The organism is Brevundimonas fluminis, from assembly GCF_003934285.1.
In the GTDB taxonomy this organism is placed as follows: Bacteria; Pseudomonadota; Alphaproteobacteria; order Caulobacterales; family Caulobacteraceae; genus Brevundimonas; species Brevundimonas fluminis.
In genome coordinates, this window is sequence record NZ_RQWJ01000004.1 from 594,127 (window position 1) to 616,646 (window position 22,520).

Consider the following 22,520-nt stretch of genomic DNA (forward strand, 5'->3'; position numbering starts at 1 on the left):
CATCAGCGGGCGGCCTTCCGGGCGGGGGCTGCGGCCGGCGCGGCGCCGGCCTGCCCGACCGGGCGAACCGGAGCGCCCGGCTGAATGCGGTTCAGGCCCGAGCCGACCAGTCGGTCGCCGGCGTCGATGCCGGAAAGGATTTCCACGAAGCCGCCCTCGACCGCGCCGGTCTCCACGGCCACGCGCTGGGCCGTCGCGCCCCGCTCGCCTTGGGCGATGCGGAAGACGTAGGCGTTCTCGCCCTCGTACTGGACGGCCGCCTCGGGCACGGCGAGGTTGGTGCGGACGCCCTGCGCCACCGAGACGTTCATCGACATGCCGGGACGGATCCGACCGCCGGGGTTCGGAATCTCGGCCCGGGCGATCACCGCCCGTGTGGTCTCGTCGACGCGCGTGTCGAGCAGGGCGATGCGCCCCCCGAAAGTCTCCTGCCCGAAGGCGTCAGATCGAGCCGTGATGGCCGTGCCGGGACGGAGCACGCCGACGAAACGCTCCGGGATCGGGAAATCGACCCGTACCGTCGAGACGTCGTCCAGCGTGGTGATGACGGTGTTGGGCCCGACGAGGGTTCCCGCCGTGACTGTGGTCAGCCCGAGGAAACCACTGAACGGGGCCCGGATCACGCGGTCGCCCAGTCGCGCCTGCGCCGCCTGAAGACCGGCGCGGGCCACCTCGAGGTCGGCCTCGGCCTGTTCCGCAAGCACGCGCGGAGCGATCCCGCGGTCCGCGAGAGTCTTCGTCCGCTCGTAGTCGCGTTCGGCCTGAGCGAGGCGGGCGCGGGCGTCGATGATGTCGGCGTCCTCCTCGCGGGCCTGCAGCTCGACGAGAGGCTGACCGGCGCGGACGTACTGACCATCCCGGAACATGACGCGCGTGATCAGTTCGCTTGCCGGGGCGGTGATGTTGACGGAGCGCAGCCCCCGGGCGACGCCGAGGACGCGGATCTGATCCGAAAACTCCCGCGGACCGACGACCGCCACGGCCACCGCCTGGCCGCCGCCGCGCCCGCCGCCCGGACCGCCGGGTCCGCCGCCGCCGCCCTCCTCGGCGAAGGCGATGCGCATGACGGCGGCTATCGCCATCAATCCCACCAGAACTGCGGCGGCGACGAGAAAAAAGTGGCGCTTGAACACGCGGCGGAGCCTCGGGCGATTGGAGTCATGCCGAAAACGGCGCGCACGACTGGGCCATCTCGCGCCGGATGTCCACTTAACGCTGCGACAGGCGAATCCCGTCGCGCCATTTCGTCACAACCTGTGTGTCAGAAGCGGCGCCATATCCCCACGACCGGACCGGAGGACGCGGGCGTCTCGCGACCCCAGACGGCCGTGCGCCAGCCGAGCTGCAGGCTCCAGTCGTCCCAGCCGCGGACCAGCGACGTCTCGAGATTGACCCATCGCGGGCCGTCGTCGTCGGCAGCGCCGCCGAAGACCTGGGCGAGCAGCGTCCAGTTCCTGCCGTGACGGATGCCCACGGTCAGGTCGGCGCGGGTCTCGTCCGGCAGGCCCTCGCGCATGCGGCGGGCAGACTGCACCTCGACGAAGACGGGGCGGCCCGTCACGCTGAAGTTTCGGCCCGCCGCCAATCGGACCTCCCAGTCTCGCTCTCCCTCGCCCGGCGCGGCATAGCCGGCGTTGCGCCCCTCGCCGCCGTCGGCGACCGACGCCTGCAGCGAGACGGCGCCGCGCTCGTCGCGCCAGACCTGCCAGCGGACGCCCAACTCCAGCGGTCCCCGGCCGTCATAGTCGACGAAGGCGTCCTCGCCGGATTGCCAGTCGCCCTTGAACAGGACGGCGAACCGGTCGGCGACGCCGTACTCGGCGAAGAGGGAAGCGGCTTCGTCGCGCCGTGCGGCCGGGAGCGGCGCCCTGTCCCCGACGGGATCGAAGCCCTCGTCCGCGCGCATCGCCTCGAATTTCAGGATGAGCTGGCCATCGCCGCGCGGCGTGACCCAGGCCTGGGCGCAGGCGGGAAGCCCGGCCAGGGTGAAGGCCCCGGCCACGATCAGGCCGGGAACCGCCCTCACGCGTCGTAACCCGGCGACTTGCGGTCCAGCAGCCGCAGGGCGCCCGGCCACGCCAGGCCGGAAATGAAGCCGATGCCCTTGCCCTGCTCCCGCGTCTCCGCCTGGGCCGCCTCGGGGGCGATCAGCACGTGCTCGCGCCCGCCGGACAGGGCGGCCACCTGCTGGGCGCAGGCCCGTTCGAGGAAGAACATGCCGACCCAGGCCGCAGCGGCGGTCTGTCCGACCGCCAACGTGCCGTGGTTCCTGAGAAGCATCAGCGGCTTGTCGCCCAGATCCGCCACCAGACGTTCGCGTTCGTCGTGGTTCAACGCCAGACCTTCATAGCCATGGTAGGCGACCTGATGCTGCAGCAGACAGGCGTTCTGGCCGATCGGCAAAAGCCCTTCCTGTTGGGCCGCCACGCCAACGCCGGCGACGGTGTGCAGATGGATGACGAAGTGCGCGTCCTCGCGCGCGCCGTGGATCGCCGAGTGGATCGTGAACCCCGCCGGATTGATGAAGCTGGTCGTGTCCTGGACGATGTTCCCGTCCAGATCCACCTTCACCAGCGAAGAGGCGGTGATCTCCTCGAAATACCAGCCGTACGGGTTGATCAGGAAATGGTGCTCGGGACCGGGAACGCGCGCAGAGATGTGGGTGAAGATCATGTCGTCCCAGCCGTGGAGCGCGACCAGCCGGTACAGGGCGGCCAGATCGACCCGCACCTGCCATTCGGCCTCCGAGACGCGCGATTTCAGGGACTGGGCGTGACCGTCGGCCATGACGACCTCCTGAGCTGACCGGGCGGCGACCGTCGCGCCGGGAGGGCGAGGCGTCAAGCGTCCGCCCCGGGGGCCGGAAAGGTCTGGTTAACCCGGTCTTCACCGTAAATGCATTTGATGCGACGCGAACGGCCAAGCCTTGGCCAGATGCGGAGTTCGCCGTGACCGCCGTCGCCCGGATCGCCCCTGCCCCGTCGTCCGCCCCGTCCGCAACGGAACTCATGGCTTTGGCGCACAGCCGGGCGGTCGACGATCGCCAGCGCCTTCTGCTGGGCGTCCTGTCGCTGTGCGAGACCAATCCGCCCGAAGGCCTGTCCCCGGTGCTGGAGGAGATCTTCCTTACGCTCGCGCGGCAGGCCGAGCGCGACATGCGCCAGGTCCTTTCGACGCGCCTCGCGGTGGCGGACTGGGCGCCGGCGGCGCTGGTGCACATGCTGGCCCTCGACGAGGTCGAGATCGCCCGCCCGGTCATCGCCGGAAGCCCGTTGCTCAAGGACGACGACCTCATCCGGCTGCTGGTCGAGGCCAGTCTGGAGCATCAGGTGGAGGTGGCGCGACGCCCGCGCCTGAGCGGCCGCGTCAGCGACGTCATCATAGAACGCGGAGAGCCGGCCACCCTGACGGCCCTCGCCGGAAACTCAACGGCGGACGTGAGCGTCGAGGGCATGCGGCGGCTGGTGGACCATTCGCGCCGCATCGCGGCTCTGCGTCTGCCCTTGACCCGCCACCCCCGCATGAACGAGGCGCTGGCCACGCAGATGTACATGTGGGTCGGCTCGGCCCTGCGTCAGGCCATCGGCGAGCGGTTCGAAGTGGACGAGACCCGACTGGCCGCCGCCGTCGAGGAAGCCGCCACGGCCGTCATCCCCGGACACCCCAAGGGCGCGGTGACGGGCGAGCCGCTGAACGCCGAGCGCGACGAGATGGAGCGGCGACTGGTCGACAAGCTGCACGCCTCCGGCCAGCTGCGGGCCGGCTTCCTGGTCCGTGCGGCGCGCGAGAAGCGGCTGTCCCTGTTCCGACACGCCCTCGCGACCCTGAGCGGCTTCACGGTTTCCGAAGTCGACGCCGCCCTGCGGCACGATTCGCCTGAGGCCCTGTATTGCGCCTGCGTCTCGGTCGGAATCGACCGTGCCGTCTTCCCCGCCCTGATCCACGAGATCCGTCAGCTGAACGGCGGGTTGCCCGGCCACGCGGGCGGCGAGGTGTGGAACCGCGGCCCCGCCATGCCGGCGCCGGCGGCCCAGCGCGCCTTCCGCACCCTGTTGCGCGCGCCCGGCAAGGCAGCCGTTTGACAACCTTGCGTCGCTGCGGCTTGCCTGAGGCGTGACCGTCCTTCCCGTCCTCGCCTTTTCCGCCAGCGACCGCCCCGAGGCCCAGACGGCCCTGGCCCGCCTGACGGCGCGCTACGGACAGGTCGACGAGGCGCGCGCCGACGTGATCGTGGCGTTGGGCGGCGACGGCCTGATGCTCGAAACCCTGCACCGCAATCTGGAGCGGCGCACGCCCGTCTACGGGATGAACCGGGGCTCCGTCGGCTTCCTGCTGAACGACTACGTCGAGGACGACCTGCCGAAGCGGGTGGCGCAGGCGGTGGCCACGGTGATCCATCCCTTGCAGATGGACGCTTGGACCGAGGACGGGCGGGTTCACTCCGGTCTCGCGATCAACGAGGTGTCCCTGCTGCGCCAGACGCGTCAAAGCGCCAAGCTGCGCATCGAGGTGGACGGCCGGGTGAGGATGGAGGAGCTGTCCTGCGACGGCTGCCTGCTGGCCACGCCCGCCGGATCGACAGCCTACAACCTGTCGGCCCACGGACCGATCATTCCCCTGGACGCCAACGTTCTGGCCCTGACGCCCATCAGCGCGTTCCGTCCCCGGCGGTGGCGGGGGGCCCTGGTGCCGCACAAGTCCAAGGTCGCGTTCGAAGTGCTGGAACCGGAGAAGCGGCCCGTCAGCGCCACGGCGGACGGGTTCGAGGTCCGCCGCGTGACGCGTGTGGAAATCCGGGAGCGCCGGGACGTCGCCCTGACGATGTTGTTCGACGCCGGACGCTCGTTCGAGGAGCGGGTGCTGGCGGAGCAGTTCGCCGCCTGACGGAGACGTTCGCCGCGCACACGGGTTCTTAACGCCGGGCAGGCAGGCTTGGCGTGAACGTCGTGAGGAGTTCCGCGTGAGCAACCCCGCCCAGGTCATCCAACCGCCCAACACCCTGCGCCTGAAGGTGGGCGGCGGACTGGGCGCCATCGACGCCAGCGCGATCGCCAAGGCCGAACAGGCCCTCGCGGCCATGGCCGGACAGTTCAGCCAGTGGCTGCAGGACGAGCTGGACAAGCTGGAAGCCGCGCGGCTGGCCGTGCGCGCGAACGGCCTGAACCCCGAGACGGGAGAGGCTCTGTACTTTCGGGCCCACGACCTGAAGGGCTTGGGCGGCACGTATCAATATCCGCTGGTGACGCGCATCGCCGGCTCGCTGTGCAAGCTGCTGGACGACGCCGAGAAGCGCCTGCACGCGCCCATGGTGCTGGTCGACGCCCACATCGACGCCATCAAGGCGGTGGTGCGCGACCGGATTCAGACCGACGATCACCCCGTCGGCAAGGCTCTGGTCGAGGAACTGGAAGCCCGCACGGCAGAGCACCTGGCCTGAGGCGTCGTCATCGCGAAACGAAGGATCAGGCGGCGCGAGCCGCCTGATGCGTTTCCGGCGCCCGGTCGAGGCGTTCCATGAGATACGCCAGATCATCGCGCGGCGCGCCGGGACGCTGGGTCAGGAACCGCTCCAGCATGCGCTGGCGGAAGTCTTCGCCGGTGGTGTCGCTGCCCTCGGCCTGCATGCCCCGGAAGGTGTCGACGCCCGCGCGGAAGGCATGGAACAGGCGCGGCGGCAGGCCGGCGCGATCATAGAGCGCCTTCAGCCCCAACGGCCCGGCGTCGTGGACCATCAATGCGGCGCGCGCCGGCGTGGCCCCTGCCAGTTCCGCGAGGCCGTGCTCGAGGAAGGTCATCTGCCCCCTCGCCAATCCGCGCAGAAGCAGCGACGCCGTAAGCGCCTTGCGCGCATTAAGGCGGGCGCAGAACTGGGCCAGATCAGGCTCCCTCTCGGCCTGGTCGATCAGGTCGACCGTGGCCCGCTCGCGGGCGTGGGCCGCGAGCCGGATCGCCGTCTCCGGGGCCAGCGAATGGCGGGAGATCAGGTGCTCGCGCACGGCGTCGGACGCCAGCTCGATCAGACGCTCCGTCACCGACAACGGAAGGGCCTGCCGGTAGGCGACCGCGGCGACCGTGTCCGGAGAGGCGCCGAACCGGTCCACGATCCGGTTGAGCCCGCGTTCGCTCAGATCGGCGTCGTCATTGGCGGCCAGCGTCCTGACGGCCTCCTCGCAGGCGACCTCGGCGACGGCTTCGGCGACGTCGCGCGACACGAACGGGCGGGCGGCCACCGCCACCTGCCGGACGGCCGAACCGGCGCGGACGATCTCGACCAGATCCTCGTCGGTGAAGGCGGGAGAGAAGCCGATCATCGGCAAGGCCACGCCATCCACGTCGGCGGCCAACTGGCGGGCGACGTCATGCGGAATCAGATCGGAGGCCTTCAGAGTGACCGCCATTGCGCGGCGCACCATCTCGGCGGCGTCCTGGGCCATCAGGCGCAAGATCTTCTGCGCCGCCTCACGATCCAGTGGCGAAAGTTCGCCGCGATCCATGCTGCGACACAGCTTGTGGGCGGCCGCGGCGCGCTCGTCCTCGTCGGTGGATTTCACCAGGCGCCGGACGTCGGCTTCGGTCAGGCGGGAGCGGATGGCGGTCATGCTGGGCAAGGTGCTCCGACAGGCTTAACGGCCGGTTTACCGTGGTTATGAGGCGGCGCGATCCAGGCCTCCGAACGCGGCGCGAAAGGCGTCCTGACCGTCCTCGTCGCCCTGCCCCAGCAACAGCGCCAACAAAGCGCGATTCTGCTCCATCCGTCCGAGAGTCAGAGCGTCCAGATCCCCGCGCGCGTCGCGGACGAAGCCCGCGCTGCCGGCGTCGACCCCCGAGGCGGGCGCCCCTCCCCCCGCGTGCTTGCCCAGATTGGCGTAGAGTTCCTCGACCGTCGCCGGGCGGCCGTCCCGGTAGAAGATGGTGCGATTGGCCGCGGCCGCCTGCGGAAACAGCGCCACGGCGCTGGAGCCCGGCCTCCGATCCAGAGCCTGCATCAGGGAGGCGGCGCCCGCGGGGCCGAGGAAGTGGGCGGCGTACAGGTCGGTGGCCGTCGGCTCCCTGCCCGTCCGGCCGCGCAAATAGGCGGCATTCGACGCCGTCAGTTCCGCGGCCATGGTCGAGGCCGCGACCGGATCGAAGCGCAGGTCCAGCACCACGTTCCGGGCAGAGCCGCTGACGTGCCAGCGTCCGTCGTCTCCGCGGAAGATGAGATCGGCATACTGGCCGTAGCCGTGCTTGCGGCCATGCTCCTTCAGCGTGCCGAGCCAGGTCTGTTCGATGAACTGGAACAGGCCGGAGGCCGATGAGGTCGGAGCCTTGGCCGCGGGGTTCATGCCGCTTTCGCGGCGCGCCGTGCGCATCAGAAAATCGAAGTCCACCCCGGTGGAATCCGACGCGCGGCGGATAGCCGCCTCCACGCCTCCGGATGCTCGAATCGCGGACAAGGTCACGATCTGAGCGTCGAAGAACGCGGTTAACGAGACCTTAACGAACGCATCGGGCCTTTGGATGGAATTTACGTTTGCCGACGTCACGCTCGCGCCGGGGGTGTGGCGCCGGCGCCGAAATTCCTGACGCGACATGACGATGGGCCGACGCCCCCGGTTCCCCGCCGCAAACTTGCCGCAAGGTGAGCGCGCACTCTTTCCTGGGGAAAGGCCGGGGGCGCTTCTGACAGGGAGTGACGGCCATGATGATGATGCGGACGGCGGGAGGAGCCCCTGCGCCCGTTTGGACCCGGGAGGCCCGAGGCCCCAGGCTTCCGGCCTGGGTCTGGGCGGCGGCGGCTCTGTCGATCGGCGCGCACGTGGGGGCCGGGGTCTGGCTGATGAGCCAGAGGTGGACGCCGCCCCTAGTGATCCAGGATCCGGATCCCGAGGTGATCGACGTCTTCTTCGAACGGCCCAAGCCGCCCCCGCCGAAACCGGCGGAGCCGAGCGAGGCCAAGCCCGCCCAACAGACGCCGTTGAACGAGACTCCCGTTCCCCGCACGCCGACGGAGATCATCACCTTCGTGCCCGGGGAAGTCACCGAGGCCCCCACGGGCCCGATCACCCTGAAGCCGCTCCCGGAGGCGTCACCGGACGGAACCGGGGCGGTGGAAGTCGCGCAGCCAGCGCCTCTGGGCGTCGTCACCAACCCCGACTGGATCCGCAAGCCGTCCGGGCAAGCCCTCATGAACGCCTACCCCGACCGGGCGCTGAACGCAGGGATCACCGGCTCGGTGCGGCTGAACTGCGTGGTGCGGGTCGACGGCACGCTGACGGGTTGCGCCGTGGCGGAGGAGTCGCCGGGCGGTCAGGGCTTCGGCCGGGCCGCCCTGAGACTCTCGCGCGATTTCCGGATGTCCCCCCGGACCGTCGACGGACGGGCCGTGGAGGGCGCGCGGGTGAACGTCACCCTGCGCTTCACCCTGCCGGAGCGATAAGCCCCGGCCGGGTCGGGTCCAGGGACGCCGCATGGGGACCGGGCGGCGTCCCCTGGACCGCGTCGGCGACGACGCCCGCGACGAGGGGTGCGAGCAGCCATCCGTTTCGTCGCGGCGCCAGCGCCACGACGACGCCGTCGAGCTCTCCTGCGGCCGGCAGACCATCCGGCAGGGCGCCGCGAATCCCCACGCGGGGCTCGGCGTCCCCGGCCGGCAGCTCCAGCACCTCGCAGACGGCACGGATCCGCGATCGCGCGGCGGCCGGGTCGGGCGTGAGGTCGCGGCGGCCCGCCTCCATGCTCGCCCCGATCAGCATGCCGCCCGCGACAGGCACCGCGTAGCCGGCTCGAGTCCGCGTCGGAACGTCGGGGGCGGCGCCGGGGACGAAGGCCAGTTGGCCGCGAACCGGGGTCACGGCACGGATCAACCCGGCGACGCGGGCCGGCAGGCCGCCGAGCGCTCGTCCCGCGCCCGTCGCCAGCACCAGACGACGGCCCGTCGTCTCCCGGCCGTCCTCCGTCGTCACGACCCAGCCGCCGTCGACGCGGATCACCGACCGCGCGCGGGACGGGACTCGCCTCGAGCCGTGACCGAGGGCTTCCAGAGCGGCGACGGCGTCGATCCGGGCGTCGTCGGGCGCGCGGAGGCCATTTTTCGTTCGAACCGTCCGGAACCCGTGCGCACGAAGACGAGCCTCGATGCCCTCGGCGTCCGGACCACGCCAGCCGGCGCCGTCCTCGATCAGCGTCAGGCCGTGACGAGCGGCGAACGCGGGCCACAGCGCGCGGGCGGTCTTGAGAAGTTCGACGGTCTCGGCGGGTGGATCGTCAAGCGCGGACTCCATCGCCGGCGCGATCATGCCCGCCGCGACGGACGAAGCGTTTGGACCGCCCGCATCGATCACGATCACCGAAAGGCCGCGCGCTGACAGCTCGGCGGCCGAGGCGAGCCCCAAAACGCCGGCTCCGATCACGATGACGTCCGAAGAGAGGCTCACGGGCGGTCAGATCGACCGCCCGTGGTCCATTTGCAAGGCGTCCGCCCTACTCCGCCGCGACCGCGGCGGCGCGGGTCTCCTCCAGACGCGCGGTCAGGGCGGCGTGCTGGTTCCAGAGAGCCTTCGGCAGACGATCGCCGAACTTCTCGTAAAAGGCCGGGATCATCGAGGCTTCTTCAGCCCAGACGTCGGGGTCGACGTCCAGCAGGGTGGTCAGCTGGTCCTCGGTAAGGGCCAGGCCGGTCAGGTCGAGGGACTCCGCCGTGGGCAACCGGCCCACCGGCGTGTCGACGGCCGAGGCCGTGCCCTCCAGCCGCTCCACGATCCACTTCAGGACGCGGGCGTTGTCGCCGAATCCGGGCCACACGAACTTGCCGTCCTGATCCTTGCGGAACCAATTGACGAAGAACATGCGGGGCAGTTTGGACGCGTCGCGGCCTTCGCCCATCCGCAGCCAATGGGCGAAGTAGTCGCCCATGTTGTAACCGCAGAACGGCAGCATGGCGAAGGGATCGCGGCGAAGCTCGCCGATCGCGTTCTCGGCCGCGGCGGTGCCTTCGGAGGCGACCGTCGAGCCCATGAAGACCCCGTGCTCCCAATCGAAGGCCTCGGTGACCAGCGGCACGGCCGAGGCGCGGCGGCCGCCGAACAGGATGGCGTCGATCGGCACGCCCTTCGGATCCTCCCATTCCGGCGCGATGGTCGGGCACTGGTGAGCCGGCGCGGCGAAGCGGGCATTGGGGTGGGCCGCGGGCTTGCCGGACGCCGGATCGTGGCGCTCGCCCGTCCAGGTGGTCAGATTGGGTGGAGCGTCCTTCGTCAGGCCCTCCCACCATACGTCGCCGTCTTCGGTCAGGGCGACGTTGGTGAAGACGGTGTTCTTCGCCAGCGTCTCCAGCGCGTTGAGGTTCGTGTTGCGGCTGGTGCCCGGAGCCACGCCGAAGAAGCCGGCTTCGGGGTTGACGGCGTACAGGCGACCGTCGTCGCCGAAGCGCATCCAGGCGATGTCGTCGCCCACGGTCTCGGCCTTCCAGCCGGGCAGCGTCGGCTGCAGCATGGCGAGGTTGGTCTTGCCGCAGGCCGAGGGGAAGGCCGCGGCCACGTACTTCGGCTGTCCCCGGGGCGGGGTCAGCTTCAGGATCAGCATGTGCTCGGCCAGCCAGCCTTCGTCGCGGGCCATCACCGAGGCGATGCGCAGGGCGTAGCATTTCTTGCCCAACAGGGCGTTGCCGCCGTAGCCCGAACCGTACGACCAGATCTCGCGCGTCTCGGGATAGTGGACGATCCACTTCTCCTCGTTGCAGGGCCACGGCACGTCGGCCTGTCCCTCGGCCAGCGGGGCGCCGAGGGTGTGGACGCAGGGCACGAAGTCGCCGTCCGAACCGAGGACCTCCAGCGCCGCCTTGCCCATGCGGGTCATGATGCCCATCGACACGGCGACGTAGCCGCTGTCGGTGATCTCAACGCCCAGGGCGCTGATCTTCGAGCCCAGGGGGCCCATCGAGAAGGGCACGACGTACATGGTGCGGCCGGCCATGCAGCCGTCGAAGAGGCCGTTTAGACGAGTGCGCATCTCCACCGGATCCGCCCAGTTGTTGGTCGGTCCGGCGTCGCTCTCGTTGCCCGAGCAGATGAAGGTGCGGCTCTCGACGCGCGCCACGTCCTTGGGATCCGAAGCGGCGTAGAAGCTGCCCGGGCGCTTCACGGGGTCTAGGGCGCGCAGGGTGCCCCTGGCGATCAGGTCGGCGGTGATGGCCTGCTTCTCGGCTTCGGATCCTTCGCACCAATGAACGCGGGCCGGCTTGGTGAGGGCGGCGATCTGGTCGACCCAGGCCACCAGGCCGGCGTGCGCGGTCGGGGCCGGGTGCAGGCCGGGAACGGGAAACGTCATGCTACTCTCCTGAACGGCCCGGACGCTCTGCGTCGCCTCGGGCGCCTCCTCGATGCGCTCTTCACGCAATGTTTCAGGCAGGAGGAACACGGGAGGCGACGCGACGTCAACCGCCGCACGTTTCAACCTTGCGCGAGGCGGCCGGAGGATCGGACGTGCAATTCGGCCGTCGCGGAGCGCGGTCGGGCGCGCTATCTCACCCCCGTGCACACCCTCGATCCCGCCCTGCCGAGTCCCGACGGCGCCCGCACCTCGCCCGCCGCCGGACGCAACCTGGAGCCCATTCTGGAGGTCCTTCGCGCCCATCTGCCGGCTTCCGGGCCGGTGCTGGAGGTGGCGTCGGGCACGGGCCAGCACGCCGCCGCCTTCGCCGCCGCCCTGCCCGGCGTCGACTGGACGCCCAGCGACCCGTCGACCGAGGCGCGCGCCAGCGTCGAGGCGTGGCGCGCGCGCGGACCGGCCAACCTCAAAGCTTGCCTGCCGCTGGACGTGCTGGACGAGACGACGTGGCCCGAAACCGGGTTCAAGGCCCTGTTCTGCGCCAACATGATCCACATCGCCCCGGCTGCCGCGACCGAGGCTCTGATGCGGCTGGCGGGCCGGATTTTGACACGACCGGGCGGCCTGTTGGCGCTGTACGGCCCGTTCCTGGAAGCGGACGTCCAGACGGCGCCGGGCAACCTCGCGTTCGACGAGAGCCTGAAGGCCCGGGATCCGGACTGGGGCATCCGCGACCGTGACTCGGTGATCGAGGCGGCGCGCCGGCACGGGCTGGCCTTCACCCTGCGAAAGGCCATGCCGGCGAACAATCTCATGCTGCTGTTCCGGGCATGGCCGTGAGCGTCTCGCGCACCCACGACGGACCGGAGGCGGTTCGGCTGAACAAATTCATGGGCCAGGCCGGCCTGTGCTCGCGGCGCGAGGCGGACGCCCTGATCGCCGAAGGGCTGGTCGCGATCGACGGCGAGACGGTCACCGACGCCGGCCGCAAGATCCAGCCGGGCCAGACCCTGACGCTGGGCGGCAAAGCCCAGGCGGTGCTGGCCGAGGGCCTGACGATCGTGATGAACAAGCCCGTGGGCTACGTCTCCGGTCAGCCCGAGCCGGGCAAGACCCCGGCCGTGCGCTTGCTGACGGCGGCGAACCGGGTCGGCGAGGGCGAGGTTCCCGCGCGCGATGCCTCCCTGCCCCCCATCGGGCGGCTCGACGAGGATTCCCGCGGTCTACTGCTGCTGTCGTCCGACGGGGTGGTCGCCAGGGCGGTGATCGGTCCGGGGTCGGAACTGGACAAGGAATATCTGGTGCTGGTCGATGGCCGGATCACCGAATCCGCCCTGACCCGGCTGCGCCACGGGCTGGAGCTGGACGGCCGCACGTTGAAGCCGGCCCGGGTCACCCAGGTCGAGCCCCAGCGGCTTCGTTTCGTCCTGAAGGAAGGCCGCAAGCGCCAGATCCGGCGCATGTGCGATCTGGTCGGGCTGGACGTCGCGGATCTGCTCCGCATCCGCATCGGCCCGCTGAATCTCGGCGACCTGCCGGAAGGCCGGTGGCGGATGCTGACGCCTGACGAGCGCGCGGCGCTGATCGCGGGATCGACGGCCTAGCCGTTCTCGGCGGCGTCGGCGAACAGACGCGCGATCTCGCCGTCCACGTCGGCCGGCCCGGACAGTTCGACCACGGCAATCAGCCGCTCGGACCAGCTCTCGCGCCGCACCGACGGCGACAGGCGGGGCGAGGCCGCCGGACCGAGCCTCAGTCCCAGCAACGCCTTCCCGCCCTTCAGCGGTCGCATGGCCGCGAACTGAACCGCGCGAGAGAAGGCGGTATAGCCCTTGCGCTGGGTCGGCACGACGCCTCCGACGCCCGCCGTGGCTCGCTCGACGGCATCCAGGATCGCCAGCGACCCGGCGTCCTTCCACAGCGCGGCCCGCAGAGCCTCGGGGTCGTCCCAGCCGGGCTCACCGTCCGGCGCGCAGGCGGCCAGGATGGTCGAGCCGTAGTTCACGCCGACGCCGTGCTCGGCCTTCAGCCAGCCCAGACGGGCCCGATGCCTAGTCTCCGGACAGCCCTTCATCACCTCGCGCCACTGCGCCAGCGAACGGCCCGTGCCGGCCTCCAGGCTGGCCTGCACGGAGGCGAACCATTTCCTCTGGCGTTCGGTCAGGCCGGCGGCGGGCATCAGACGACGCTAGCCGAACGCCGCCCATCCGGCCAGACCGCCCGGAACCACCGCGGCTGGCGCGACCCAGCGGCCCTTCAAGGTCCAGACGAAGGCGAGGGCGGCGGCGAACATCAGCAGGGCGACGACGCGATCTCCGGTCCCGACCGATCCCGCCACGGCGCGGCCCAGCCCGATCAGGGTGGCGCCGATGAGGCCCACGACGGCCGCGCCGACACCGGCCAGCAGGGCGTGCAGACCCGGCGTTTCGACCCAGCGCTCCAGCCGCTCGTAGAACAGCAGGGAGAAAGCGAAGGCGGGCAGGAAGACGCCGAGGGTGATCGCGAGGGCGCCCGGCAGCCCCCCAGCGACATAGCCGGCGAAGGTGCAGAAGATGATCAGCGGCGCCGGCAGCATTCCTGCGAAAGCGACGCCGTCCAGGAAGGCCCCATCCTCGACCCAACCTCTGCCCACCAGATCCTGCCGGGCGAACGGGATGGCCGCATAGGCTCCGCCGAAGGTCAGCAGCCCGGCCTTCAGCCCGGCGAGCAGCAGCCACGGCCATTCCGCAACACCGGTCGGAGCGAGGGGTGGCGCCATGCCCGGTTCAGGCCCGGCCCATGCCTGATGAGCGACGGCGACCGCGACACCGAGGCCGAGCCCAAGCCATGCGGCCGGCCGCCGCCGCCCCCACATCGCGACGAACAGGCCCGCGACGGGCAGGACGATCCAGAACGGGACGCCCACGATCGAGGCCAGGAAGGCGATGCCGCCCACCGCCGCCAGCAGGCGGGTCTCCAGCAGGTGCCGCCCGATCCGCTCGCCCCCCCGCGCGATCAGGGCCAGCACCACGATCTGCACGCCCAGAAACGCCGGGGCCCACGCGTACCCGACGCCGAAGCGGACGTAGAGCCACGCCAGCCCCAACATCAGCATCGTGCCCGGCAGCATGAACCCCAGCCCGGCCAGCAGGCCGCCGATCCGGCCCCGCGCGCCGACGCCCAGATGCACGCACAGCTCATGCGCCTCCGGCCCCGGAAGGATCTGCATCACGGCCAGCAGGCGGTTGAACCGCGCGCCCGTCGTCCAGCCCTCGCGCTCCACCAGTTCGCGGCGGATCATGGCGATCTGCGCGACCGGCCCGCCGAAGGCCAGGCAGCCGAAGCCCAGGAACTTCAGGAACAGCGGCGCCAGTCCGATACGGGGCGACGTGTCCGTCATGCCGCAGCCCTAACCCAAGTGGGCCGTGCGCGGGAACCTCGACCGGGTCGGAAGCGCTTCACGGTCTCCTCCCCCATTCCCCTCGCATCAGGAGATTTCTCATGACCGATCAACGCATCCAGGGCGCGGCCGATCAGTTCGGCGGCAAGGCCAGGACGGGCCTCGGCAAGCTGACCGGCGATGCGAAGCTGCAGTTCGACGGCCGTTTCGACGAGTACAAGGGCAAGGCGCGCGACGCCTATGGCCGCGTGGTCGACGGTCTGGACGGCCTGGTGGCCAAGGCCCCGGCGGAATATCGCGAGTACGGCCGCAAGGGCATCGACTTCGCCCGCCGCAAGCCGCTGCTGACCACCGGCATCGTGGCCGGTCTGGCGATCGTGCTGGGCGGCCTGGGTCGCCGCCGCCACTGACCGGCCCGCCCCGGAACGACGAAGGCCCGGACGTCGCCGTCCGGGCCTCCTTCTTGCTTGAGCGATAGAGAACGTCAGTCGGCCGCTTCGTCGGCCTTCTCGGCCGCCTTGGCGACGACGCCGGTCAGGGGCGCGACGTCGAAGGCGATCTTGCCGTCCTTCAGCTCCACCTTCACGTGCCCGCCCTTGGTCAGTCGGCCGAACAGGATGTCGTCGGCCAGCGGCTTCTTGATGTTCTCCTGAATGACCCGCGCCAGCGGACGCGCGCCGTACAGTTCGTCGAAGCCGTTCTTGGCCAGCCAGTCGGCCGCCTCGTCAGTCAGTTCGATGGTGATGTTGCGGTCCGCCAGCTGCGCTTCCAGCTGCAGGATGAACTTGGTCACCACCGACTTGATCGTCTCGGAGTCCAGCGCCTTGAAGGCCACGATGGCGTCCAGGCGGTTGCGGAACTCCGGCGCGAACAGGCGCTGGATGGCCTTGTCGTCCTCGCCCTCCACCTTGCCGCGGCCGAAGCCGATGGCGGCCCGGGCGTTGTCGGCGGCCCCCGCGTTCGTGGTCATGATCAGGACGACGTTGCGGAAATCGACCTTCTTCCCGACCGCGTCGGTCAGCATGCCGTTGTCCATCACCTGCAACAGGATGTTGTAGACGTCGGGGTGCGCCTTCTCGATTTCGTCCAGCAGGACGACGGCGTGCGGATGCTGGTCGACCGCATCGGTCAGCAGGCCGCCCTGGTCATGCCCGACGTAGCCGGGAGGGGCGCCGATCAGACGGCTGACGGTGTGGCGCTCCATGTATTCCGACATGTCGAAGCGCAGCATCTCGATCCCCAGCGTCGCCGCCAGCTGCTTGGCGACCTCGGTCTTGCCGACGCCCGTGGGACCGGAGAACAGGAAGCAGCCGATCGGCTTCTGCGGATCGCGGAGACCGGCGCGCGCCAGCTTCATCGCCGCCGACACCTGTTCGATCGCCGCAGACTGGCCGAAGACCACGCGGTTCAAGTCGGTCTGCAGCTCCTTGAGGCTCTCCGTGTCGGACTTGGAGACCGACTTCGGGGGGATCCGGGCCATCCTGGCGATGACGGCCTCGACCTCCTTCTGGCCGATCACCTTCTTCCGCCTGGACTCAGGCAGCAGCATCTGTGACGCCCCCGCCTCGTCGATCACGTCGATGGCCTTGTCCGGAAGCTTGCGGTCGGTCATGTAGCGCGCCGACAGCTCCACCGCGGTGCGGATGGCGGCGTCGGTGTAACGCAGCTTGTGGTGCCCTTCGTAGCTGGTCTTCAGCCCCTTCAGGATCTTCACCGTGTCCTCGACCGTCGGCTCGTTGACGTCGATCTTCTGGAACCGGCGGACCAGGGCGCGGTCCTTCTCGAAATGCTGGCGGTACTCCTTGTAGGTCGTGGAGCCCATGCACCGCAGCGTGCCTGAGGCCAGCGCCGGCTTCAGCAGGTTGGAGGCGTCCATGGCCCCGCCCGAGGTCGCGCCGGCGCCGATCACCGTATGGATCTCGTCGATGAACAGGATCGCGTCCTCGTGCGTCTCCAGTTCCTTGACGACCTGCTTCAGCCGCTCCTCGAAGTCGCCGCGGTAGCGGGTGCCGGCCAGCAGGGCGCCCATGTCCAGCGAATAGATGGTCGCGCCTTTCAGCACGTCCGGCACCTCGCCCTTGACGATCTTGCGGGCCAGGCCTTCGGCGATGGCGGTCTTGCCGACACCCGGGTCGCCGACCAGCAGCGGGTTGTTCTTGGTGCGCCGGCACAGGATCTGGATGGACCGCTCGACCTCGGCCTGACGGCCGATCAGCGGGTCGACCTTTCCGTTCTTGGCCTTCTCGTTCAGGTCGACGCAGTAGGCCTCCAGAGCCTCGCCTCCCGTCTTGGCGGCGGCGGCGTCCTCGGCGTCCTCAGGGCTTTGTCCGGCGGCGCGCGCGGGTCGCGTCTCGCCCGAGCCCGCCTTCTTGGCGATGCCGTGGGCGATGAAATTGACCGCGTCGTACCGCGTCATGTCCTGCTCCTGCAGGAAATAGGCGGCGTGGCTTTCGCGCTCGCTGAAGATGGCGACCAGCACGTTGGCGCCTGTCACCTCCTCGCGGCCCGACGACTGCACGTGGATCACCGCGCGCTGGATCACGCGCTGGAAGCCGGCGGTCGGCTTGGCGTCGTCGCCGTCGGCCGTGGCCAACGCGGCCAGGTCATTGTCGACGTAAAGGGTCAACGCCGCCTTCAGGGCGTCCAGATCGACGTTGCAGGCGCCCATGACGTTGGCGGCGTCCGGGTCGTCGATCAGCGCGAGCAGCAGGTGCTCCAGCGTGGCATATTCGTGGCGGCGGGCGTTCGCGTAATGGACCGCCCGGTGCAGGGTCTCTTCGAGAGGACGCGAAAACGAGGGCATGGGCCGCTCAGTCCTTTTCCATCGTGCATTGCAGGGGGTGCTGGTGGCGCCTTGCCGTCTCGATCACCTGGGCGACCTTGGTTTCGGCCACCTCGTAGGTGAAGACGCCGCACACTCCGACGCCATGCTGGTGCACATGCAGCATGATGCGGGTGGCCGCCTCGCGGTCCTTCTGGAAGAACCGCTCCAGCACGTAGACGACGAATTCCATGGGCGTGTAGTCGTCGTTCAGGATCAGCACCCGGTACAGCGAGGGCTTCTGAAGCTTCGGCTTCGTCTCGGTGACGGTGGCGACGCCCTGGCCGCTTCCCGTCTCTCCTGAACGTCTGGTGGGCATTCGTCGTCCGGTGGGGAGTCGATGGACTAGATGGGGAATGATGGCCTGATTTGAAGACGCGGCAAGTCACAGGTTTTTGCGCGCAAACGGAAAGGGCCCCGGCGTCTCCGCCGGGGCCCTTCGTCGTCTTCAGGCGTCGCTGGAGATCAGCGGGCGGCCTGGAACTTCTCGACCGAGGCGGTGACGCGCTCGTTGATCGGCTTGAAGCTGTCCTTCACCGAGGCGGTGAAGAGGTCGGTAGCCTTGGTGACTTCCGACAGATAGGCCTCGGTGGCCGACTTGGCCCAGTTGGTCTGCAGCTCGATCAGCTCCTGCACCGAACGGGCCTGGGCCATCGACTGGGCGGCGGCCACGCCGTCTTCCCAGGTCTTCTTGCCGTAGGCGAAGGCGTTCTGCGAAAGGGCTTCGGCGCCCTTCTGGGCGGCGGTGGCCGACTCGACCATGGCCTCCAGGTTCTTCTTGCCCTGGGCGTTGATCTCGGTCAGCGAGGCGACCGACTTGTCGACGCCTTCGCGGAACGCCTGGGCGCCGGCGGCCTGAAACTTCTCGGCCTGGGCCTGCGCCTTTTCGGCGTTGGCCTTGACCTGGGCGGTGGCGGTCTCGACGTTCTTCTTGGCGGCGGCGGTGATGGTTTCGGCGGCGTCGGCCATGACGATCTCTCCTGAACGGCGGGTGCGGCGTTGATCGCCGCTGATGAGGTTCCGAACGGGGCAAACCCGCTCGCGGGGCTCATATGGTGCATGTGCGAACAAAGGTCAAGGGATTTTGTGCACCGCACAATCGCGCCCCCGGCGAAGTCGTTCAATTCTCCGTTGACGCGGCGTTAACGACCGCGAAACTGCCCCGGATCATGTTAGGCCTCACGTGGCCGGGGGGCGTCCGGGCGACCGGAAGCAACTGATAGTGAGTTTGCGATGGCTTTGATCCTGCGTCGGACGCTGGCGGTCTTTTCCATTCTGCTGACCCTCTCGCTGACGGCCGCGCCGGCCGCCACGCCGGTGGTCGCCCAGGAGAACCTGCGCTACGCCGCGATCGTGATCGACGCCGAGTCCGGCGAGGTGATGTTCGCCCGCCACGCGGACGCCCGTCGCTATCCCGCGTCCATCACCAAGGTGATGACGCTGTATCTGGTCTTCGAGGCGCTGGAGCAGGGCAAGATCAAGCTGGACGACGTGATCCGCGTCTCGCCCCACGCCGCCAGCCAGCCGCCGTCCAAACTGGGCCTCGCCGCGGGCCAGACCATCACGGTGCAGGACGCCATCCACGCCACCGCCATCCGCTCGGCCAACGACATGGCCGTAGCGCTTGCGGAGCATGTGGCCGGTTCGGAATCGCGCTTCACCGCCATGATGACGCTGAAGGCCGAGGAGCTGGGCATGACCCAGACCCGCTACGCCAACGCCAACGGCCTGCCCGACAGCCGCCAGTTGACCAGCGCGCGCGACCTCGCCGTGCTGTGCCGGTCCCTTCTGCGCGACTTCCCCCAGCACTACCGCTATTTCGGCGTGAACAGCTGGTTCTACGGCGGCCGCGAGTACCGGAACACCAACGGCCTGCTGTCGACGGGCCAGGGGTACGACGGGATCAAGACCGGCTTCACCAACGCCTCAGGCTATAATCTGGCCGCCTCGGCCGTGCGCGACGGCCGGCGGATCATCACCGTCGTGCTGGGCGGGCGCTCCACCGCCACGCGCAACGAGCACGTGGCCGAACTGATGAGCACGGGCTTCGAGGTCGCCGCGCGCCGCCGCGGCGGCGAACGCATCGAGGTGGCCCAGACGTTCTTCGAACAGCGCGGTTTCGGCATCGGCCCGGACACCGGCGAGAGCGGCGTGATGTATGCGTCGCTGCCCGGCGACGCCGCCGCCGGCAGCCGCGCCGAGCCGGAAGATTCCGACGTGCGCCTCGTCTCGGCGCCGGCGCCGCGGTCCGACCGAACCGGCGAGCTCAACCGCCAGCCGTCCGCGCCCGCGCCGTCGACCCGACGCACCGCCCCGCCCGTTCCCGCCGGCCTCTGGTCGGTTCAGGTCGGCGCCTTCCGCGACGAATCCGTCGCCCGCGACTGGCTGGACGAAGTCGATCGCCGCTTCCGGGCCCACTTCAGGGGCGCCGATCGTCGGGTCATGAACGCCTCCGGCTGGTTCCGCTCGCGCTTCACCGGCATGACCGAGGAGGCGGCCCGCGCCGCCTGCGCCGCGCTGGACGCCCGCAACGTCACCTGCCAGGTGGTCCGCCCCGACTGATTTCCGGTCAAGCTTGACGCTCCGGACGGGCGCGGTGAAGGTCGCCGCCCTGCCCCTTTCCCAGTCCGAGAGTGATCCGATGTCGCGCGTCCGCCCCCATGCCCGCATGGCCGCCGCCTGCGCCGCCGCCCTTCTGACCGCCTGCGTCGCCGGGCCGGTCTGGGCCCAGGCGGGCATACAGAGCCTGCCGCGCGACCTTCCCGCCATTCCGGCCCCGACCGCCGACGCTTTCCCGGGCGTGATCCGGCACGAGGTCGACGCCACGGATCTGGACCGCAAGATCGTCTGGGTGAAGCAGACCATCCCCGTGCCCGCGTCCGGACCGATGACGCTGCTGTACCCCAAATTCCTGCCCGGCAACCACGCCCCGACAGGCCCCATCCAGTTGATCGGTGGCCTGACCGTCACCGGAAACGGGCAGCGCATCGAGTGGCTTCGCGACACGCTCGACCCCTATGCCTTCCACGTCGACGTCCCGGCCGGCGTCCGCGAAATGGAGGTCGAGTTCCAGTGGCTGACCCAGCCCGACAACGCGACCTGGCGCGTGGTCATGACGCCCGACGTGTCGAACCTGCAGTTCGAGAAGGCCATCCTGTATCCCGCCGGCTATCGGCACTCCGGCATCATGGTCCAGACCACCGTGAAGCTGCCCGAGGGCTGGAACTATGGCGTCGCGCTGGACACCCGGTCGTTCGAGGACGGCGTCGCTGTGTTCGAACCGATCGACCTGGAGATGCTGGCAGACAGTCCGATGTTCGCCGGGCGCCATCACCGCGTCGAGGATCTGGATCCGGGCGGCCGCTCGCCCGTGCGCCTGCACATCGTCGGGGACACGGCGGAGGCGATCGCCATCACCGACGACCAGCTGGCGGGCTTCCGCAACATGGTGAGGCAGGCCGACCTCCTGTTCGGATCGCGCCACTTCGACAGGTACGACTTCCTGCTGGCGAACTCGAACCAGCTGGGCGGCATCGGGCTGGAGCATCACCGGTCCAGCGAGAACGCGGTGCCCGCCGACTTCTTCCGGAACTGGCAGGCCTATCACGGCGCCCGCACCCTGCTGCCGCACGAGTACGTGCACAGCTGGAACGGCAAGTTCCGCCGCCCGGCTGACCAGATGACGCCGAACCTGAACACGCCGGTCCAGAACACCCTGTTGTGGGTCTATGAAGGCCAGACGGAATACTGGGGCGAGGTCCTGGCCACCCGAGCCGGGCTGGTCACGCCGGAGGAGACGATCGTCAACATCGCCGGCATCGCCGGCTTCTACGACGCCCAGGCCGGCCGCGGCTGGCGGCCGCTTCAGGACACGACCAACCACAACCTGCTGGGCTACCGCACGACGAACCCGTGGGGGTCGTGGATGCGCGGGACGGGCGACTACTACCGCGAATCCTTGCTGATCTGGCTGGACGTGGACACGAAGATTCGCGAGCTGACGGGCGACCGCCGCTCCCTGGACGACTTCGCCAAGGGCTTCTTCGGCATCCAGGACGGGGTTTGGGAGGCGACGCCCTATACGTTCAACGGCCTGGTCGAGGCGCTGAACGAGGTGGCGCCCTACGACTGGACCGGCTTTTTGCGCCAGCGGCTGGACGCCGCAGGACCGGAGGCGGAAGCCCCGCTGGGCGGACTGGAGCGCGCCGGATGGCGGCTGGTCTGGACGGACGCGCCCACGGAGGTGGAGCAGTACGTCAACGGCTCGGGCGGCGGCGACTTCCAGTATTCGCTGGGCTTCAATCTGTCGGGCGCGCGGGTCACCGGCGTGCAGTGGGGCGGCCCGGCGTGGGAAGCGGGCATCGGCGCGGGCTGGAGCCTGGTCAGCGTCAACGGCCAGCCCGGCAACGCCGCCAACCTCGCCGCCGCGATCACGGCGTCGAAGGGGAACCGCCAGCCGATCAGCGTGGTCGTCCGCAACGGTCAGCGGGAGCGCACCGTGCAGTTCGACTACCACGACGGTCTGCGCTACCCCCGTCTGGAACGCATCCCCGGCACGCGCGATCGCCTGACGGAGATCCTGACGCCCCGAGCGGACTGACGCGGGCCTATTTGGGCCAACACTGCCGGGGCATGGGAGTCGATTCCAGCTCGGCGTAGCGGGTCGAACAGGTCGTTTCGACGACGTCGGGATCCAGCGCCTCCAGCTCCGCGCGCAGGGCGATCAGGTCGTCGATCAGCTTCCGGTCGTCCGGCAGGCCTTCGGGGGTCTTGTCCAGACACCGGCTCATGTCGAACAGGACGACGGCCATCGCCCTGCACTGCAGCGGCAGGCCGTCCAGCACCTGGATCGCCTTTGCCGAGGTCATCGGCGGCTCGGGCAGGGGCGCCCGTTTCGGAACCTCGACGGCCGCCGGATCGGGCGTCTCCACGCCCTGGTCGCAGGCTGCGACGGACAGCAGCGCGGCGGCGAGAATGGTCCGGATCATGGAAGGCCCTCCCGCGCCAACGCTA

Annotated in this window: 22 protein-coding genes; 9 read left to right on the forward strand and 13 right to left on the reverse strand. The window is 69.8% G+C overall.

The window, feature by feature from the left end:
* Positions 1 to 2: 2 nt before the first annotated feature.
* The 3 genes from EFJ44_RS11955 to EFJ44_RS11965 form a co-directional block, all read right to left on the reverse strand.
* On the reverse strand, positions 3 to 1,082 hold the full coding sequence (locus EFJ44_RS11955) for an efflux RND transporter periplasmic adaptor subunit (protein ID WP_241209785.1): 1,080 nt from the start codon (positions 1,080 to 1,082) through the stop codon (positions 3 to 5).
* 179 nt (positions 1,083 to 1,261) lie between these two features.
* Positions 1,262 to 2,026, reverse strand: a complete 765-nt coding sequence (locus tag EFJ44_RS11960; RefSeq protein WP_241209786.1) for a hypothetical protein — start codon at positions 2,024 to 2,026, stop codon at positions 1,262 to 1,264.
* Entirely contained in the window at positions 2,023 to 2,787 is a 765-nt protein-coding gene (locus tag EFJ44_RS11965; RefSeq protein WP_125257417.1) for a class II aldolase/adducin family protein, read from the reverse strand. The genes EFJ44_RS11960 and EFJ44_RS11965 overlap by 4 nt, the downstream gene beginning before the upstream one ends.
* A gap of 161 nt (positions 2,788 to 2,948) precedes the next feature.
* Between EFJ44_RS11965 and EFJ44_RS11970 the strand changes: the two genes are divergently transcribed.
* The 3 genes from EFJ44_RS11970 to EFJ44_RS11980 all read left to right on the forward strand — a co-directional run bounded on the left by EFJ44_RS11970 (position 2,949) and on the right by EFJ44_RS11980 (position 5,437).
* Positions 2,949 to 4,082, forward strand: a complete 1,134-nt coding sequence (locus EFJ44_RS11970) for a DUF2336 domain-containing protein (protein WP_206426907.1) — start codon at positions 2,949 to 2,951, stop codon at positions 4,080 to 4,082.
* Between the two features lie 31 nt (positions 4,083 to 4,113).
* Positions 4,114 to 4,884 (forward strand): NAD kinase, encoded by a 771-nt coding sequence (locus EFJ44_RS11975; protein ID WP_125257418.1) that lies wholly within the window; start codon positions 4,114 to 4,116, stop codon positions 4,882 to 4,884.
* Between the two features lie 76 nt (positions 4,885 to 4,960).
* Complete coding sequence (locus EFJ44_RS11980) at positions 4,961 to 5,437, forward strand: Hpt domain-containing protein (RefSeq protein WP_125257419.1); 477 nt, start codon at positions 4,961 to 4,963, stop codon at positions 5,435 to 5,437.
* Positions 5,438 to 5,462: 25 nt separating this feature from the next.
* Here the strand turns inward: EFJ44_RS11980 and spbR are convergent, their stop codons facing one another.
* Positions 5,463 to 6,599, reverse strand: coding sequence for a SpbR family protein (gene spbR / locus EFJ44_RS13925; RefSeq protein WP_125257420.1), 1,137 nt, complete (start codon positions 6,597 to 6,599; stop codon positions 5,463 to 5,465).
* 45 nt (positions 6,600 to 6,644) lie between these two features.
* The gene (locus EFJ44_RS13930; protein ID WP_125257421.1) at positions 6,645 to 7,442 is read right to left on the reverse strand and encodes a transglycosylase SLT domain-containing protein; all 798 of its coding nucleotides are present in this window, start codon (positions 7,440 to 7,442) and stop codon (positions 6,645 to 6,647) included.
* Positions 7,443 to 7,819: 377 nt separating this feature from the next.
* On the opposite strand from EFJ44_RS13930, the gene EFJ44_RS11995 reads away from it, so the two are divergent.
* Positions 7,820 to 8,419: an energy transducer TonB gene (locus EFJ44_RS11995; RefSeq protein ID WP_241209788.1), complete on the forward strand. Its 600-nt coding sequence runs from the start codon at positions 7,820 to 7,822 to the stop codon at positions 8,417 to 8,419.
* On the opposite strand, the gene EFJ44_RS12000 is transcribed toward EFJ44_RS11995, so the two are convergent.
* Both EFJ44_RS12000 and EFJ44_RS12005 read right to left on the reverse strand, forming a co-directional pair.
* Complete coding sequence (locus EFJ44_RS12000; RefSeq protein ID WP_125257423.1) at positions 8,400 to 9,416, reverse strand: FAD-dependent oxidoreductase; 1,017 nt, start codon at positions 9,414 to 9,416, stop codon at positions 8,400 to 8,402. The two genes, EFJ44_RS11995 and EFJ44_RS12000, sit on opposite strands and share 20 nt — an antisense overlap.
* A 46-nt stretch (positions 9,417 to 9,462) precedes the next feature.
* The gene (locus EFJ44_RS12005; RefSeq protein ID WP_125257424.1) at positions 9,463 to 11,307 is read right to left on the reverse strand and encodes a phosphoenolpyruvate carboxykinase (GTP); all 1,845 of its coding nucleotides are present in this window, start codon (positions 11,305 to 11,307) and stop codon (positions 9,463 to 9,465) included.
* Between the two features lie 204 nt (positions 11,308 to 11,511).
* On the opposite strand from EFJ44_RS12005, the gene EFJ44_RS12010 reads away from it, so the two are divergent.
* Positions 11,512 to 12,147, forward strand: coding sequence for a DUF938 domain-containing protein (locus EFJ44_RS12010; protein WP_241209789.1), 636 nt, complete (start codon positions 11,512 to 11,514; stop codon positions 12,145 to 12,147).
* Positions 12,138 to 12,911, forward strand: coding sequence for a pseudouridine synthase (locus EFJ44_RS12015; protein WP_420897390.1), 774 nt, complete (start codon positions 12,138 to 12,140; stop codon positions 12,909 to 12,911). Before EFJ44_RS12010 ends, EFJ44_RS12015 begins: the two co-directional genes overlap by 10 nt.
* On the opposite strand, the gene EFJ44_RS12020 is transcribed toward EFJ44_RS12015, so the two are convergent.
* Positions 12,908 to 13,486 (reverse strand): DUF4287 domain-containing protein, encoded by a 579-nt coding sequence (locus tag EFJ44_RS12020; RefSeq protein WP_125257426.1) that lies wholly within the window; start codon positions 13,484 to 13,486, stop codon positions 12,908 to 12,910. The two genes, EFJ44_RS12015 and EFJ44_RS12020, sit on opposite strands and share 4 nt — an antisense overlap.
* 9 nt (positions 13,487 to 13,495) lie before the next feature.
* The gene (gene chrA, locus EFJ44_RS12025; RefSeq protein ID WP_125257427.1) at positions 13,496 to 14,686 is read right to left on the reverse strand and encodes a chromate efflux transporter; all 1,191 of its coding nucleotides are present in this window, start codon (positions 14,684 to 14,686) and stop codon (positions 13,496 to 13,498) included.
* A gap of 101 nt (positions 14,687 to 14,787) precedes the next feature.
* Here chrA and EFJ44_RS12030 point away from each other — a divergent pair, with 101 nt between their 5' ends.
* Positions 14,788 to 15,096: a CsbD family protein gene (locus EFJ44_RS12030; protein WP_125257428.1), complete on the forward strand. Its 309-nt coding sequence runs from the start codon at positions 14,788 to 14,790 to the stop codon at positions 15,094 to 15,096.
* 74 nt (positions 15,097 to 15,170) lie between these two features.
* On the opposite strand, the gene clpA is transcribed toward EFJ44_RS12030, so the two are convergent.
* The 3 genes from clpA to EFJ44_RS12045 form a co-directional block, all read right to left on the reverse strand.
* Positions 15,171 to 17,489 (reverse strand): ATP-dependent Clp protease ATP-binding subunit ClpA, encoded by a 2,319-nt coding sequence (gene clpA, locus EFJ44_RS12035; protein WP_125257429.1) that lies wholly within the window; start codon positions 17,487 to 17,489, stop codon positions 15,171 to 15,173.
* A gap of 7 nt (positions 17,490 to 17,496) precedes the next feature.
* Positions 17,497 to 17,826 (reverse strand): ATP-dependent Clp protease adapter ClpS, encoded by a 330-nt coding sequence (gene clpS, locus EFJ44_RS12040; RefSeq protein ID WP_125257430.1) that lies wholly within the window; start codon positions 17,824 to 17,826, stop codon positions 17,497 to 17,499.
* Between the two features lie 146 nt (positions 17,827 to 17,972).
* Positions 17,973 to 18,476 (reverse strand): phasin family protein, encoded by a 504-nt coding sequence (locus tag EFJ44_RS12045; protein WP_125257431.1) that lies wholly within the window; start codon positions 18,474 to 18,476, stop codon positions 17,973 to 17,975.
* 264 nt (positions 18,477 to 18,740) lie between these two features.
* Between EFJ44_RS12045 and EFJ44_RS12050 the strand changes: the two genes are divergently transcribed.
* Positions 18,741 to 20,069 (forward strand): D-alanyl-D-alanine carboxypeptidase family protein, encoded by a 1,329-nt coding sequence (locus tag EFJ44_RS12050; RefSeq protein WP_125257432.1) that lies wholly within the window; start codon positions 18,741 to 18,743, stop codon positions 20,067 to 20,069.
* A gap of 13 nt (positions 20,070 to 20,082) precedes the next feature.
* Positions 20,083 to 22,107, forward strand: a complete 2,025-nt coding sequence (locus tag EFJ44_RS12055) for a M61 family metallopeptidase (RefSeq protein ID WP_338142289.1) — start codon at positions 20,083 to 20,085, stop codon at positions 22,105 to 22,107.
* A gap of 7 nt (positions 22,108 to 22,114) precedes the next feature.
* Here the strand turns inward: EFJ44_RS12055 and EFJ44_RS12060 are convergent, their stop codons facing one another.
* Complete coding sequence (locus tag EFJ44_RS12060; protein WP_125257433.1) at positions 22,115 to 22,495, reverse strand: hypothetical protein; 381 nt, start codon at positions 22,493 to 22,495, stop codon at positions 22,115 to 22,117.
* Positions 22,496 to 22,520 lie beyond the last annotated feature (25 nt).

Coding starts and splice junctions, on each gene's coding strand:
- EFJ44_RS11955 (WP_241209785.1), bottom strand. CDS start 1,082: ATGGCGATAGCCGCCGTCATGCGCATCGCCTTCGCCGAGGAGGGCGGC.
- EFJ44_RS11965 (WP_125257417.1), bottom strand. CDS start 2,787: ATGGCCGACGGTCACGCCCAGTCCCTGAAATCGCGCGTCTCGGAGGCC.
- spbR (WP_125257420.1), bottom strand. CDS start 6,599: ATGACCGCCATCCGCTCCCGCCTGACCGAAGCCGACGTCCGGCGCCTG.
- EFJ44_RS11995 (WP_241209788.1), top strand. CDS start 7,820: ATGAGCCAGAGGTGGACGCCGCCCCTAGTGATCCAGGATCCGGATCCC.
- EFJ44_RS12005 (WP_125257424.1), bottom strand. CDS start 11,307: ATGACGTTTCCCGTTCCCGGCCTGCACCCGGCCCCGACCGCGCACGCC.
- EFJ44_RS12015 (WP_420897390.1), top strand. CDS start 12,138: ATGGCCGTGAGCGTCTCGCGCACCCACGACGGACCGGAGGCGGTTCGG.
- EFJ44_RS12020 (WP_125257426.1), bottom strand. CDS start 13,486: ATGCCCGCCGCCGGCCTGACCGAACGCCAGAGGAAATGGTTCGCCTCC.
- chrA (WP_125257427.1), bottom strand. CDS start 14,686: ATGACGGACACGTCGCCCCGTATCGGACTGGCGCCGCTGTTCCTGAAG.
- EFJ44_RS12030 (WP_125257428.1), top strand. CDS start 14,788: ATGACCGATCAACGCATCCAGGGCGCGGCCGATCAGTTCGGCGGCAAG.
- clpA (WP_125257429.1), bottom strand. CDS start 17,489: ATGCCCTCGTTTTCGCGTCCTCTCGAAGAGACCCTGCACCGGGCGGTC.
- clpS (WP_125257430.1), bottom strand. CDS start 17,826: ATGCCCACCAGACGTTCAGGAGAGACGGGAAGCGGCCAGGGCGTCGCC.
- EFJ44_RS12045 (WP_125257431.1), bottom strand. CDS start 18,476: ATGGCCGACGCCGCCGAAACCATCACCGCCGCCGCCAAGAAGAACGTC.
- EFJ44_RS12050 (WP_125257432.1), top strand. CDS start 18,741: ATGGCTTTGATCCTGCGTCGGACGCTGGCGGTCTTTTCCATTCTGCTG.
- EFJ44_RS12060 (WP_125257433.1), bottom strand. CDS start 22,495: ATGATCCGGACCATTCTCGCCGCCGCGCTGCTGTCCGTCGCAGCCTGC.